Annotated in this window: 10 protein-coding genes; 5 read left to right on the top strand and 5 right to left on the bottom strand. The window is 59.2% G+C overall.

Annotation, left to right across the window (positions count from 1 at the left end; genetic code table 11):
• The first annotated feature begins 323 nt into the window (after positions 1-323).
• Together MHX61_RS01215 and MHX61_RS01210 are read left to right on the top strand one after the other, a co-directional pair.
• Positions 324-1,307: a hypothetical protein gene (locus MHX61_RS01215; protein WP_239191713.1), complete on the top strand. Its 984-nt coding sequence runs from the start codon at positions 324-326 to the stop codon at positions 1,305-1,307.
• Between the two features lie 23 nt (positions 1,308-1,330).
• Complete coding sequence (locus MHX61_RS01210) at positions 1,331-1,921, top strand: nucleosidase (RefSeq protein ID WP_239191710.1); 591 nt, start codon at positions 1,331-1,333, stop codon at positions 1,919-1,921.
• A 52-nt stretch (positions 1,922-1,973) separates the two neighbouring features.
• Here the strand turns inward: MHX61_RS01210 and MHX61_RS01205 are convergent, their stop codons facing one another.
• From MHX61_RS01205 to MHX61_RS01185, 5 genes are all read right to left on the bottom strand, one after another.
• Positions 1,974-3,347, bottom strand: coding sequence for an AI-2E family transporter (locus tag MHX61_RS01205; protein WP_239191707.1), 1,374 nt, complete (start codon positions 3,345-3,347; stop codon positions 1,974-1,976).
• A 119-nt stretch (positions 3,348-3,466) separates the two neighbouring features.
• Positions 3,467-6,910 carry a bifunctional proline dehydrogenase/L-glutamate gamma-semialdehyde dehydrogenase gene (locus tag MHX61_RS01200; protein WP_239191704.1) on the bottom strand — a complete coding sequence of 1,148 codons (3,444 nt, stop codon included), beginning with the start codon at positions 6,908-6,910 and terminating at the stop codon, positions 3,467-3,469.
• Positions 6,911-7,508: 598 nt separating this feature from the next.
• On the bottom strand, positions 7,509-8,213 hold the full coding sequence (locus MHX61_RS01195) for a response regulator transcription factor (RefSeq protein WP_239191701.1): 705 nt from the start codon (positions 8,211-8,213) through the stop codon (positions 7,509-7,511).
• Positions 8,214-8,428: 215 nt separating this feature from the next.
• Positions 8,429-9,607 (bottom strand): histidine kinase, encoded by a 1,179-nt coding sequence (locus MHX61_RS01190; RefSeq protein ID WP_239191698.1) that lies wholly within the window; start codon positions 9,605-9,607, stop codon positions 8,429-8,431.
• Positions 9,608-9,799: 192 nt separating this feature from the next.
• The gene (locus tag MHX61_RS01185; protein WP_239191695.1) at positions 9,800-9,976 is read right to left on the bottom strand and encodes a hypothetical protein; all 177 of its coding nucleotides are present in this window, start codon (positions 9,974-9,976) and stop codon (positions 9,800-9,802) included.
• A 447-nt stretch (positions 9,977-10,423) separates the two neighbouring features.
• On the opposite strand from MHX61_RS01185, the gene dnaK reads away from it, so the two are divergent.
• The 3 genes from dnaK (at position 10,424) to dnaJ (ending at position 14,286) form a co-directional block, all read left to right on the top strand.
• Positions 10,424-12,274 (top strand): molecular chaperone DnaK, encoded by a 1,851-nt coding sequence (gene dnaK, locus MHX61_RS01180; protein ID WP_239191692.1) that lies wholly within the window; start codon positions 10,424-10,426, stop codon positions 12,272-12,274.
• Positions 12,274-12,981: a nucleotide exchange factor GrpE gene (gene grpE, locus MHX61_RS01175; RefSeq protein ID WP_239191688.1), complete on the top strand. Its 708-nt coding sequence runs from the start codon at positions 12,274-12,276 to the stop codon at positions 12,979-12,981. The genes dnaK and grpE overlap by 1 nt, the downstream gene beginning before the upstream one ends.
• 99 nt (positions 12,982-13,080) lie before the next feature.
• On the top strand, positions 13,081-14,286 hold the full coding sequence (gene dnaJ / locus MHX61_RS01170; protein WP_179387050.1) for a molecular chaperone DnaJ: 1,206 nt from the start codon (positions 13,081-13,083) through the stop codon (positions 14,284-14,286).
• Positions 14,287-14,297 lie beyond the last annotated feature (11 nt).

The following is a 14,297-nucleotide window of genomic DNA, read 5'->3' as shown; positions in this document are numbered from 1 at the left end:
GAATCAATCCGCGTCATACTATAGACACACGGATTGCATGAATTCTTCTGAATGATGCCCTGAAGGGGTAGTTTCAATGTATGTAAAAGGAGAAAAATGTAACGCGTAAGGCTTAAGGGAAACATTGCTGCACGGATCTGTATAAGCTACGGAGGGCACCATAGTGGCTTTGCCGTCTGGAAAACGCCCTCATCACGTTGCCAAGAAACATTCAGAAGGCGCACAGGAAAGGTCGGCCTCCTACAACGCAAAGACCAATGTCCGGCTTAATCCCAAGCATGACCAAGAATTAAATCCCCGATGAGGGGGAGGAAGGAGCCCTCGTGGGCCTGGACCGCAATCTCAACGCCGCGGAATTGCACGCGACACGAAACCGGGTGAGCGTGTCTCCGGATCTCATCCGCCGCTTGGGCGGTGCGCTGGGATATCACGCAATCGAGGCTTTTGGCTCAGAGGCGCAGACGGAATTGAGCAAGGTTTTTGATTTGGGAGACATCATCGATTTGATGCTGCTGAGCCAGCTGCCGGAGATGGAGGTCGCGCCGGGTGTGGAGCAGCAGGTAGAGGGGGACGTCGCTAAGCAGCTGCTGCGGCGCATCAGCGCGGGTGATTATCTGACGCGGCAGCAGGTGCACGACCGCCTGCCGCGGGCGACGGTGATGCTGTATCGCATGGGGCATCCGCGCCTGTGGGCCTTTGCCGCCCGCCAGCGCCTGCCCCAGGATGCGGAAAGAGCCGTGCCGGATTCCTTCCACCGTGATATCACCGGCCCGTACACCACTCCGGAGGAAGCGTGGCTGGGCATGTACGTGGCCGATGCCACGCGGCTAGGGGAGCTAAACACCCAGGTAGATGGTGCCGGGTTGGACGAAGACAGGCAGCAGCGCCTGCGTCTGGGCATGAGCTTGGCCGATACCTACCGTCAAGTCTGGAGTTCCGCGCGCGGCGATTGGCGCGTCAGCCCCCAGACGCGCTATATCGTGCCTTCGCGCTTTGGCTACTGCCCCTTTGTCTTCCGCGTGGCCGAGGGCGGGTGGCGCCGCGATTCCTTCGAGGGGAGCCACGATCGCTTCATGGCCACGGAGGGCTATTGGATCGACGTGGAGCGCGAACGGCTCATTCACCTCGGCGCGCCAGACCCGCACGATGCATGGCTGCCTACGGCGCGGGTCGCGGCCGAAGCACCGACGGAAGAGGACCTGGCCGTCGCCCGGGTGCTCAGCGGGAAAATCATTGCCCTCGGCGCCGGACAGAAAAACATTACGATTCGCCTGCGTCAAAAGAACCGCACATTGAACTTTGACTAGGGCGGGCAGGTATTCTCGCAGGCATGGAGAATCTCAACGGACGCACCCTTTTCGTCGCCGCCGTGGATGCGGAAGCCGCCCACATTCCGGAAGGCGAACCCCTGCTCATTACCGGAATCGGTACGGTTCCGGCGGCCATTGCGCTGACGGAAGCTCTTGCCGACGCCCGCGCTAACGGCGCCCTTCCCGATCGCGTGGTCAACATTGGCACGGCCGGCGCGCTTATCGACGGCATGGCCGGCGTCTTCGAAGTCAATAAGGTCACCAAGCATGACTTCAAGCTAGAAGTGCTTACCGATATCAACCGCTACCTGCTGCCAGAGGCCATCGAGCTCGAGACCTCCGGCCGCCTTCCGGTGCGCGGACTGGCCACGGGCGACATGTTTGTCTCCGATACCGCCCTGCGCACCGAGCTGGCCAAGAAGTCGCAGCTGTGCGACATGGAAGGCTATTCCATCGCCGCAGTATGCCAGCGCTTCGATGTGCCCTGCACCCTGCTTAAGCAGGTGTCCGATTCCGCCAATGAGGAATCCAAGGGCACCTGGGCCAACGTCCTGGACCGCGGTGCGCGCCAGCTCGCCTCGGCGGCTACGGACCTAGGTTTCCTGCGCTAAAAACTAAAAGCGCGCCGGAGAGGGCCGGCGCGCTGCTAGTGGGGGCTGAGTCTTAGCTCAGCGGACTCATGGACTGGTAGAGCTGCTCTACCTTGTCGCGCGGAGTCTCATCGTGTTCGTAGGTGACGTCGCTGAAGTCTTCGGGGTCGTCCTTGGAGCCGGTGATGATGTCTATATCGGAGGGCTCGACTTCGCCGGAGCGCAGCGCGGCCATCTCGGCGTGGTAGCGCACAACAACAGCGATGGTTGCGGCCACGGGGACGGCGAGGAAGGCGCCGACGATGCCGGCCAGGGTAGAGCCGACGGTGACGGAGAGCAGGACAACGGCCGCGTGCAGGCCCATGGCCTTGGACTGCAGCATCGGCTGGAGGACATTGCCTTCCACCTGCTGGACGATGATGATAAGTGCGAGCGCCAGCAGCGCGTTGGTCAGGCCATTGGAGACCAGCGCGATGATGACGGCGAGGGCGCCAGCGGTGACCGCACCGATGATCGGGATGAAGCTGGCGAAGAACGTCACCACAGCGATGACGAGCGCAAGCGGAACTTGCAGAACCCACAGGCCAAGGCCAATGAGGACTGCGTCCACCATGGCCACGGCGGCCTGCGCCTGGATGAAGCCGGACAAGGTCTTCCAGATGCGGGCACCGAGTTCAGTGACGTGCCAGCCGGTGGAATTGCCGGTGTACTTGCGCAGCCACGGCAGGAACTTGTCGCCGTCTTTAATGATGAAGAAGGTGACAAAGAGCATGATCAGCGCGGCCACGACGATGGAGCTGGCCATCGAGAAACCAGAGATAACGCCGGTGGCGATGGTGGAGGCTTGGCCCTTGGCAAACTTGACCACGTCCTGGAGCACGGACTGTAGCTGGTCACTTTGGATATCGATGGGGGACTTTTCCACCATCTCCGTGAGCTGGTTGATGCCGTCTTCGGCCTGATTAATGAGCGTTTGGCTCTGGCTGGTGACTACGGGGGCCATGGCGGCAAAGACGCCGCAGAAGACAATGATGAGGCCGAGCAAGGTGCTCACCGCCGCAAGCGAGCGCGGGAATCCCTTACTGCGCAGCCACGCGCTGATGGGGTAGAGCACCGTGGAGACGAGGATGGCGAGCAAGACCGGCAGCAGGCCTACCCAAATGAACTTGAGCAGGTAGCCGGCCAGCGCTAGGCCGGCGACGATGAGGATGAAGACTACCGAGACCTTGGCCATGGTGCGGAAGTCCTTGGCCAGGACGGCGGATTTATCGTCGCGCTCGGCAGGGTGCTCGCTGGCAGCCTCTGCACCAAGGTGCGCGTCATCATAAGCGACGAGGGTATGCGAATCTTCCTCGCCCGGCTTTTGGATCTGTGTTGCGTTGCCTTTTTCCTGCGCAGACGGGCGCTTGGCCTCGTCGCGGGAAGACGAATTATGTGACGTAGACATTGTCTACCACTATGCCACATAAAACTCGCAGCGCATATACGAAAAAGGAGGTAGCGGCCCAGGGGCGGGGCGCTACCTCCCTTCAGTACCTTTAACGCGTCCGCTGACGCGGCCGGGGATTACTCGTCGCGCAGGTTACCTACGTTGCGGATAATGCCGAAGCGGTGCATGGTAACCGAAACTGCCTGCTCAAGCAGGTAAGGCATGAGCTCACGGCGGCCGTCGGCAAGCACGGGCTGGTCCAGCACCACGGAGTTGGAGCGTACCGCGGCCTCGTAGATGGAATCCGGCACGGTGCCCAGAGCACGCACGCGGGAGGAGGCGTCATTGGCCACGTCGGTAGCAAAAGCCTCGTCGGTGATGGCCTTGACGTCGAAGCCCAGGTCCTGCAACTGGGTGGCAACCTCCGGGGTGGCGGAAATTTCCGTGGCGGTGCCGGTAATTGCGGCGGCCAGCACCTGGCGAGCAACCTCGCGCAGCTCGTAGCCTTCGCCCACGCGCACGCGCAGCTTGGTCAAAAGTGGGCGATAGCGGAAGATATTGGCCTCAGAAACCAAACCGGTGCGGTCGTGGTTGCGGCCAAACTCTTCCTGCCACGCTACCTGGTCCAGCTCAGCGGCGCGCCACAGCCAGGTGATGTCCTCCTCGGTGAGCTTGCCGGAAAGGTTATCGCGCAGGCGGTGCAGCGCGGCGAGGCTAGCTGGGGCAATGTCCACGTTGCGTGGTTTGAGCTCGCCATCGGCCCACTCACCCATCTGCGCCACGTAGTTCGGGCCGCCAGCCTTGGCACCCGGGCCCATGACGGACTTCTTCCAACCGCCGAAGGACTGGCGCTGGACAATCGCACCGGTGATGCCGCGGTTGACGTAGGCATTGCCCACCTCAACGTTGTCGATCCAGTACTCGATCTCGGCGTCGTCAAGCGAGTGAATGCCGCCGGTCAGGCCATAGCCGGTGTCGTTCTGCCAGGCAATGGCCTCTTCCAAGGTATCGGCGTACATGATGCCCAGGACGGGGCCGAAGCACTCGTTCTTGTGGTACCAGGAGCCCGGCTGCACATTATCGCGGATGCCCGGGGACCACAGGGTGCCTTCCTGGTTGAGCTTTTCCGGCTTGAGCAGCCACTTCTCGCCCGGCTCGAGCTGGGTCAAACCGCGCAGGAGCTTCTCGCTCGGCGCTTCCGCCAGGCCGTTCATGGTGGTGGTGATATCGAAGCCCGGGCCCGGCTTAAGGGTCTTGACAGCATCCAGCAGCTGGGTACGCAGGCGCTCGGACTTGCCGGCCGCGCCGACGAAGATGACCAGGGAGGCCGCCGAGCACTTCTGGCCGGAGTGGCCAAAGGCGGAGTTGTAGAGGTCATCGATGGCCAGATCCGGGTCCGCGGCTGGGGTAATGATGAGAGCGTTCTTGCCGGAAGTCTCCGCCATAATGTTCATCTTCGGCTTCCAGGAACGGAAGAGCGCGCCGGTATCGGAGGCGCCGGTGAGGATGACATTGTCCACGTCATCGTGGGAGAGCAGGGCCTTGCCGGCCTCGGCTTCATCAGTGAGCACCAGCTGCACCAGATCTGGGTCCAGGCCCTGTGCCTCGAGGGCGGTGCGGAAGGCCTCCACCACGAGCTTGCCGCAGTGAACCACCTGCGGTGCAGGCTTGACGATGACCGCCGAGCCCGCCGCCAAGGAAGCCGCAAGGCCGCCAGTCGGGATGGCAATGGGGAAGTTCCACGGCGGGGTTACCACGGTGACGGTGTGCGGGGTGAACTCGGAGTAGGACTCTTCCAGCAGGCGCGCGGACTGGCCGTAGTAGGTGCAGAAGTCAATCGCCTCAGAGACCTCAGGGTCGGTCTGGGTAACGGTCTTATTGGCTTCATACGCAGCCACGGAGATGAACTTACCGCGCTGGGAAGCAATCTCGTCCGCGACCGCCTCGAGGGCCGCGGCGCGCTCGGCGGCAGGGCGCTTGCCCCACTCGGTGCCCAGCTCCTTGGCGCGGGCGATATGGCCTTCTACTGCGGCTGGGTCGGTGACCTCCCCGATGCCGTGCTCGCCCGGATTGCGCTTGAGCGCTTCCTGCGCCCACTGGCGGTTCGGCGCGAGCGCCGGGTCAGTATCAGCCTCGTTAGTAAAGCGGCCGGTACGCGGTGCCTGGCGGCCGTCTTCCTCAAGGCGGTTCTGGGTGCGACGGGCACCAGCGAAGGTGTCCCAGCGCTTGGCGACGGCCCGACGGAACGTCTCTTCCTGATCCGCAAGCGGCTCCTCGCCTGGAGCAAAGAGCGCGTAGAGGAAGTTCTGCGGCGCGGAGTTTTCCTCCAAGCGGCGTACCAGGTAGGACACGGCGACGTCGAAGTCTTCTGCGTGGACAACCGGGGTATAGAGGATCTGGCGGCCGTCAAAGACCTTGCGCACCGCTGCCTGCTGTGCTGGGGACATGCCCTGCAGCATCTCCGAATCCATCATGTGCAGCACGCCGCGCTTCTTACCCAGCTCATAGGCCATTGCCGCGGTGTAGAGGTTGTGGGTTGCTACACCGATGCGGACGCTATCGGCGTACTCGTCGCGCAGGATGAAATCCAGTAGGCGGTAGTAGTTAGCGTCCACGTCGAGCTTGTTGGTGTAGGTAGCCAGCGGCCAATCGTGGACCTCACTTTGCACGTTTTCCATGGATAGGTTTGCGCCCTTAACGATGCGCACCTTAACTTTTGCGCCGCCTTCAGCGACGCGTTGCTTAGCAAACTCCGCGATGTCCTTGAGGGCATCAAACGTATCAGGCAGATAGGCCTGCAGGACGATTCCGGACTCCAGATTCTTAAATTCCGGCTCGCTCATCAGCTCCTTGAACAGGCGGATGGTCAGGTGGAGATCGTGGTATTCCTCCATGTCCATATTGATAAACACCTGCGGATTGCGGCGCGCTGCTTCTTCATAGAGTGGACGCAAGCGCTCTTTGAGCCGCTCCACCGAACCGTCGATGTCCCACTGGTTAAGCTGAGCCACCATGGAGGAGGCTTTCACGGAAACGTAGGTCACGCGCGGATTTTGGATGAGCTTGAGGGTGCGCTCCGCGCGGGACTTAGCCTCTTCCTCACCGAGTACGGCCTCACCCAGCAGGTTGAGGTTGAGCTGCTCGCCGGATTCGGCGGCCTTGTCCAGAATCTTGTTGAGTGCATCAGACTCGGCGTCGAGAACGAGGTGGCCAACCATCTTGCGCATGTACAGGCGGGCAACCGGCATGACTAGGTTGGGCAGGATTGGGCCGAAGAAACCACCGGCGCCAACGAGCGCACCATTGATGCTGCCCAGGAACGACGGATCATAGTGAGAGGAAATATCCTTCAATGCGTGTGCGGCAACCTTGTCATCTTCTGGGCGCATGACGCGGTCGACGAAGTCCATGGTGAACTTCACGCCGTCCTCATCGCGCAGCAGGTCCGCGAGTTGTTCGGTGGCCTTATCTTCTTCGTCCGCAGTGGACTTCAACCAGTCGTGGGCGCGGCTGATAGCTGCAGGCAGGACTGCTTCCACATCATCAGAGATGGGCAAGCGGGTATTGGCAGGAGAAGTCATATGGGTTCTACCTCTTTTTCAAACGGGTCACATCCTAGAAACCACTTTTCACATGGCAGTGAAGGGCGATGTATCTGCGCCGGTCTGGAACTGCCGGCCGATACGGCGTCTGGATGATGAGCAGTGAGCTATGTGGTGCTGCAGGGCGCAGCTGGGTGAGGAGCGAACACGCGGGTGCGCGCGACGCAAAGTGAGGGTCGCAGAGGTTCGTGGTGAAATGCGATGTCAGCGGGCCATTATGCGGGCCGAATGCGGACGGGAGGCCTATCGCTGCTACGACGAACGCGCGCCAAGTTGGTGTTCAACTCTCACCTGCTTTCTATGACGTGGCTATGGGGGGCAGAGGAAGAAACGTGAGCGGCTTAGCGCTCTGACGTACGGCAACCCTGCAGGTTCAGGCTCCAATTGTTGCCTAGGAAATATTATTAACTTTTGTGTTGCTGTAATTATAGGGAAGCGCCAAACGTGATGCTAGTCTCCTTCGGTAAATGGCAGACGGGGGTAGAAAAACAAAAAATAAACCCCAGCATGTGGGGTTTAGAGGGGGCATTGGCTCATCCGGGGGTATTCCACCCCCGGGTTGGCCAGCAATCGGGGTTTAAGAACCGTAGCCAGCCTTGAGCGCCTTCACCGCCAGCTCGAGCCGGGACTTGGCGTGGAATTCACTGAGCAGGGTGGACACATACTTCTTCACCGTGCCCGGTGCATAATGCGTGCTCTTGGCAATCTCTTCGTTGGACTTTCCTTGGCAGACCAAGTCCAGGACCTGCTCTAGCGCAGGGGAGATATGGTGATTGTCCTTGATCTTGGCGGTTGCAGCTGCCGCATCGGCGCTGGTTCCCTCAGCGTTCCAATCGGGAAGCTGCTCAAACAAGCGGGTAAGCGACTGTGGGGTGACAACCGTGCCGCCGCGCACGGCCTCGCGCACGGTATCCAAAATGTAGACCGGCTTGGAGCTTTTTAAAATATAGGCCGCGGCCTTATTAGACATGACCTCTTTGAGGGTCTCGTCATTGTCCATCGCGGTCATCGCAACAAAGACCGGCGGGTCTTCCAGCTTGTTAACCTCACGCAAGAGGGTCGTGCCATCCATCTCGGGCATATGGATGTCCGCGACAATGACGTCAAAGTCCTGCTCTTGCAAAAGCGCGAGAGCGACCTTGCCATTTTCTGCGGTGGCGCGCACCTCCATGTCCTCAGCCGAGGCGAAGTAGCGCCCCAAGGCCTCAAGGACAAGTGGGTCGTCATCGACGACTAAAAGGGATGTCTTTACTTCGACTTCGGGCACCATGGTGCGGGGCATCCGAATGCAATATCCACGGCAGACTTGTACTCAGTTGTGGAGGAAAGGTCTCCAGGTGCGAGACCACCCAGGAGTGAAGTTGACAGCATTAGTGGTGCGAGGAATGTAGCGAGTGCGGCCTGCATCTGCGGGCTCCTTCAATAAAAACTAATTTAGTTAGAAACAAGCGATAGCTTAATGGACGAACTCAGTGTTTGCTAGATAGAGTGCTGGATCTAACGTGCCTTGTGTGTGCTCGGAGGTAGGGACAACGTCAAAACCCACCTGCCCTTGTCTAGGTTGGTGTCGACACGAGCGTCGATAGTAGCGGCTATACGAGTCATTGAGGATAGTCCAATCCCGGAGGACATATCAGCGTTAGTGGTTGTCGGCTTCGCTACAGGGTTAGCAATGGAGACCAGCGTCCACCCCAGATGTGGGCGGACAGAGATGATAATTTCTGCGCCAGGTGGTGAATACTTCACGGCGTTGAGACATGCCTCAGTAGTAATAGCTGCAATTGGATCCAGAATTTCTCGGGGAAATTCTGGCGCGAATTCTTCACCGGAAACTTCTACAACAGGTGCTCGGTTGAGCCGGGACAGGCGTCCCTGTTCTTCAGATAAAAGCTGAGCAAAGCTCGCAGGCTTTGTGGTGGTTGCAAAACTTGTACCGTCGTTGATCCCATTGATGTCGTTTCGCAGAACCTTGGTAAGCGCACGGACTTCAGACATTGAAGAGCGCATAGAATCGCTAAGCTCATTGAGCTTCTTGGCTAGCTTTGGCTGCTTAGAGTACTCGAGGCTTAGCGCCTCTAGCTGCATGGTATTAACAGTAAGGTTAGATACAACCGAATTGTGCAAAGTCTCTGCGAGGTCGGATTGGCGGCGCTTGACATCATCGTTCCATTCCAGCATTGCGGATTTATAGCGGTCAGCAGAATGGGCGAAAGTGCCACCGATGACTCCGCCAATAGTGATTAGCATGGCCCAAGTAAAGGCTGGTGCAGGATCTATATTCATGCTGGGTTCTGTTGGGTCAATTAGACCACCCAGCCACAGCACTATTCCGATCAGGAAAGTGCGCCCATGATGTCCGTGGTATGCAATCACGGCAAGAAATATTGGTGCTAAGAATACTGAGCTAATAAATGGAGTCTTGGTAAGTAGTGTTGCAGTTACCCAGACGACAATAAAAGTCACTGACATGCTGATAGGCCAGCGGTAAGCGCAAGTCGTGATAACGGTGAGGACAAGGCCAAGCACTGCGGACGACAGCTGGTCTTCGGTGGGAGAAAAGAATGCGCCGAGTAAAGCGAGTACTACACAGAAAAAGGCGGTCAATGCAGCGGTTCGCTGCAAGGTCATGGCTTCGCGAATGCGTTGGTAAATATGTGGCTGTGAAAGTTTAGGCACGGTGCGGCACACGCTTCCTGGTTGCTAAAGCTCGATGGGTTTGTCTCCTTAGTGTAAGTACAACGGCCGCCAAGTAGCCATTGAAAACAGCGGAACCCCCGCACCTTCGTGCGCGGTTCCTTGTGGTGGGTTCCGAGCGGAGGAAGAAGGTGGGGGGTTAGCTGGTCTTCATGAAGGAGTGCAGATTGCTAATTACTTAGCTTCTGCGGCAGCCTCTGCTTCATCCTTGGAGGACAGGCCCTCGAATACGGAGGACAGGCCCTCGGAGTCGGTGTTGGACTCGGAGGAAGCCTCGATGAGGCCCTTGATGCCTTTTACGAGTGCCTCGAAGTCGATGGCGGAGCTGAGGTCTGCGAGGGAATCGAACATATATTTTCCTTTCGGATAGGCGGAGTAAAACTACAATCTCTCTCTGGGGTAGCAGCTCTTGGCTGCTGTGATTCCTAGTATGCGGTAGCGGAGGTGGGCTGCCAATCCTCTTTTGGATCCTTTCTGAGGTAACTTTTGTATCCTCTTAATAAGATTTAAGGATTTCCATTTGGATGCAGTTTGGATTGCGAGGGTAAATCTGTATGGGTGGGCGAGGGGGCGTCGGAAAGAGCTGTGCTGAGCTGGGTAAAAGCAGGAATTTTGAGAAAAGTTGAGTCGCGGGGAATAACTTTTGTGGGCTTCCGGTTGTAAGAATTGAGTGACACAGGCTCAAGGTTGTGTGACTGGATGTGGAAATTCTGTTACAGTAGCGCTCGGACACAACGAGAAGTTGAGTCACTGACAATCAACTTTACTAATTACCCCAAGATAAAAGGAGAAAAAATCATGGGACGCGCAGTAGGTATTGACCTTGGTACGACGAACTCTGTCGTTTCCGTGCTGGAAGGTGGCGAGTCCACCGTTATTGCAAACTCTGAGGGCTCCCGCACCACGCCTTCCGTTGTTGCTTTTGCAAAGAACGGCGAAATCCTAGTTGGTCAGTCCGCTAAGAACCAGGCGGTGACCAATGTTGACCGCACCATCCGCTCCGTCAAGCGCCACATCGGCACTGACTGGAAGATCAACATTGATGACAAGGACTACACCTCCCAGGAGATCTCCGCCCGCACGCTGATGAAGCTGAAGCGCGATGCGGAGTCTTACTTGGGCGAGGACGTTACCGACGCCGTTATTACCGTCCCGGCTTACTTCGAGGATGCACAGCGCCAGGCCACCAAGGAAGCCGGCCAGATTGCAGGCCTGAACGTGCTCCGTATCGTTAACGAGCCAACCGCAGCTGCTTTGGCTTATGGCCTGGAAAAGGGCGAGCAGGAGCAGACCATCCTGGTATTCGACCTGGGTGGCGGCACCTTCGACGTCTCCTTGCTGGAAATCGGCGATGGCGTCGTTGAGGTTATGGCCACCGCCGGCGATAACGAGCTGGGTGGCGATGACTGGGATCAGCGCATCGTCGACTGGCTGGTAGACCGCTTCAAGACCTCCCAGGGCGTTGACCTGACCAAGGATAAGCGCGCCGTGCAGCGTCTGCGCGAGGCTGCAGAGAAGGCCAAGATTGAGCTGTCCTCCTCCCAGCAGGCCAACATTAACCTGCCGTACATCACCGTTGACTCCGACAAGAACCCGCTGTTCTTGGATGAGACCCTGACCCGCACCGAGTTCCAGAAGATCACCCAGGATCTGCTGGACCGCACCAAGGCTCCGTTCAACCAGGTCATTAAGGACGCTGACCTTTCCGTCGGCGATATCGACCACGTTGTTCTCGTTGGCGGTTCCACCCGTATGCCAGCCGTATCTGACCTGGTTAAGGAACTGACCGGCAAGGATGCCAACAAGGGCGTTAACCCGGACGAGGTTGTTGCTGTGGGCGCTGCCTTGCAGGCAGGCGTGCTGCGCGGCGAGGTTAAGGACGTGCTGCTTCTCGACGTCACCCCGCTGTCCCTCGGCATTGAGACCAAGGGTGGCGTGATGACCAAGCTTATCGAGCGCAACACCACCATTCCAACCAAGAAGTCCGAGACCTTCACCACCGCGGAAGACAACCAGCCTTCCGTACAGATTCAGGTCTTCCAGGGCGAGCGCGAGATGGCTACTGCCAATAAGCTGCTGGGCTCCTTCGAGCTCGGCGGTATTGCTCCGGCACCGCGCGGTGTTCCGCAGATTGAGGTCACCTTCGATATCGATGCCAACGGCATCGTCCACGTGACCGCAAAGGACAAGGGCACCGGCAAGGAAAACACCATCAAGATTCAGGATGGTTCCGGCCTGTCCCAGGAAGAGATCGACCGCATGGTCAAGGACGCTGAGCAGCACGCCGAAGAGGACAAGAAGCGCCGCGAGGAGCAGGAGCTGCGCAATAACGCAGAGTCCACCTCCTACCAGACCCGCAAGTTCTTGGATGACAACGCTGACAAGGTATCCGAGGACGTGAAGACCAAGGTCACCGAGGCTGCTGACGCCGTCGATGAGGCCCTGAAGGGCGATGACCTCGAGGCCATCAAGTCCGCAGTGGAGAAGCTGTCCACGGAATCCCAGGAGATGGGCAAGCAGATCTACGAGGCACAGGCTGCTGAGGCCGGCGCTGAGGGTGCTGCCGATGCTGGTGCTGAGCAGGGTGACCCGAACGTTGTCGACGCTGAGGTCGTTGACGAGGACGAGAACAAGGATGGCGACAAGTAATGACTCAGGACAGCGGAATGCCGCAAAACCCAGGCGACCCGGAAAACACGGATCCGGAGGCTACCTCGGCTGACCGCGCTGAGGCTGCCGCCGAGCAGGCTGAGGAGGCCCAGGCCGCGCAAGAAGCGCAGGCTGATGCCACCGAAGAAGCCGAGCTGGATCCCTCTCTCGATGCTGACCTCGAAGAAGCGCTGGCAGATGTCAACGCTGATGAGGTAGAGGCCGAAGCCGCGGGCGAAGAGCCCGCCGGTTCTGGCGCCAGCGATGTAGAAGCACAGTTGGCAGAACGCACGGAGGACCTGCAGCGTCTGAATGCGGAATACACCAACTACCGCCGCCGCACCGAGCGTGACCGCCAAGCCGTCATCGAGACCGCCAAGGCCAAGGTCATCGCAGATTTTCTGCCTGTCCTTGATGACCTGGAACTGGCCGATGAACACGGTGACTTGGAAGGCCCGCTCAAGGCGTTTGCGGATAAGCTCCAGGACACTCTGGCAAAGCACGAACTCGCGGCCTTCGGTGAAGAGGGCGATGCCTTCGACCCGGAGATCCACGAGGCCGTGCAGGATTTGTCCTCAGGTGATGAACAGGTGCTCGGTACCGTGCTGCGCAAGGGTTACCGCGTGGGCGAGAGGTTGGTACGCAATGCCATGGTCATCATCGCGGACCCCAGCGATGAGGCCGGCAGCTCGGAAGATTCCGAATAATTAACCAAAAAGGGCGCCCTGGGAACTTAACTTTCACCTTCCCGTGGCGCCCTTTTTACTTAACTTGTATCGATTCTCTTTGAAAGGAGGAGATGCCCAGTGAGCGCTAAACCCGAATGGGCAGACAAAGATTACTATGCGGATCTGGGGGTCTCCTCGTCCGCAGACCAGAACGAGATTAAGCGTGCTTACCGCAAGCTAGCACGCGAAAATCACCCCGATACCCACCCGGACGACCCCGCGGCAGCGGAACGGTTCAAGAAGGTTGCGGAAGCCTACGACGTGCTTTCCGACGCCACCGAGCGCAAGGAATACGACCAGTTCAAGGCCATGCTCCGCAATGGAGGCGGCTTTGGACGGATGGGAGGCGCCGGATTTCCCGGCGGGTTTCGATCCACGCGCATGGGTGGACAAGGTGCGCAAGAATTCGACCTCTCGGACCTCTTCGGAGGATCCGCTGGAGGATCGGCTCAAGGCGGCGGTGTTGGGGATATCTTCGGTAGCGTTTTCAACCGCGGCGGTAGTGCTGGCCACTCAGCTAAACCGTCGCGGGGGGCCGACGTCGAAACGGAAATAACCCTCGACTTCCGCGAGGCCGCTAAGGGAACCACCATTCCCCTGGCACTCAGCGGCAATGCGCCGTGCACCACGTGCCACGGCTCGGGTTCCGCTTCCGGCAAGACCTCTACCTGTGGCACCTGCAGTGGTACCGGTTTTACCTCGGAGAACCGCGGCGCTTTCGGTTTCTCTGCCCCGTGTAAGGACTGCGATGGTACCGGCCGCCGCATCACGGATCCGTGCAAGGATTGCCACGGCACCGGCACGGTTCACCGCACTCGCAATATCACCGTGCGCATCCCCGCCGGCGTCATCGATGGACAAAAGGTCCGCCTCGCCGGTCAGGGCGAAGCAGGTCCCAACGGCACTCCGGCCGGTGACCTCTTCGTGGCGGTGACCGTAAAGCCGGACAAGGTCTTTACCCGCGAGGGCGATGACCTGCATGTCACCGTTCCGGTTTCTTTCACGGAGCTGGCCTTGGGCGATACCATCGCGGTTCCAACTTTGGATAACCCGGTGCGCGTGAAGATCCCCGCTGGAACGCCGGATGGACGCACGCTGCGGGTGCGCGGAAGGGGCATCGCCAAGCGCGGTGGCAACTCCGGTGATCTGCTGGTTACCGTGCAGGTGACCGTGCCCACCAAGCTCGATGCCGCTGCCTCCAGCGCCCTGCGCACCTATGCTCAAGCGGAAAAGGACTCCGGTTTCAACCCGCGTGCGGGTTGGGCCGGCGCCGAGAATGCTTAAGGCAGGAGGTG

It is taken from the genome of Corynebacterium sp. ACRPF (assembly GCF_022347395.1).
Lineage (GTDB): Bacteria > Actinomycetota > Actinomycetes > Mycobacteriales > Mycobacteriaceae > Corynebacterium > Corynebacterium tuberculostearicum_D.
The sequence above is the reverse complement of the archived record's forward strand: the minus strand, read 5'-3'. Positions and strand labels throughout refer to the sequence as shown.

Coding starts and splice junctions, on each gene's coding strand:
- MHX61_RS01200 (WP_239191704.1), bottom strand. CDS start 6,910: ATGACTTCTCCTGCCAATACCCGCTTGCCCATCTCTGATGATGTGGAA.
- MHX61_RS01195 (WP_239191701.1), bottom strand. CDS start 8,213: ATGCCCCGCACCATGGTGCCCGAAGTCGAAGTAAAGACATCCCTTTTA.
- MHX61_RS01185 (WP_239191695.1), bottom strand. CDS start 9,976: ATGTTCGATTCCCTCGCAGACCTCAGCTCCGCCATCGACTTCGAGGCA.
- grpE (WP_239191688.1), top strand. CDS start 12,274: ATGACTCAGGACAGCGGAATGCCGCAAAACCCAGGCGACCCGGAAAAC.
- MHX61_RS01210 (WP_239191710.1), top strand. CDS start 1,331: ATGGAGAATCTCAACGGACGCACCCTTTTCGTCGCCGCCGTGGATGCG.
- dnaK (WP_239191692.1), top strand. CDS start 10,424: ATGGGACGCGCAGTAGGTATTGACCTTGGTACGACGAACTCTGTCGTT.
- MHX61_RS01205 (WP_239191707.1), bottom strand. CDS start 3,347: ATGTCTACGTCACATAATTCGTCTTCCCGCGACGAGGCCAAGCGCCCG.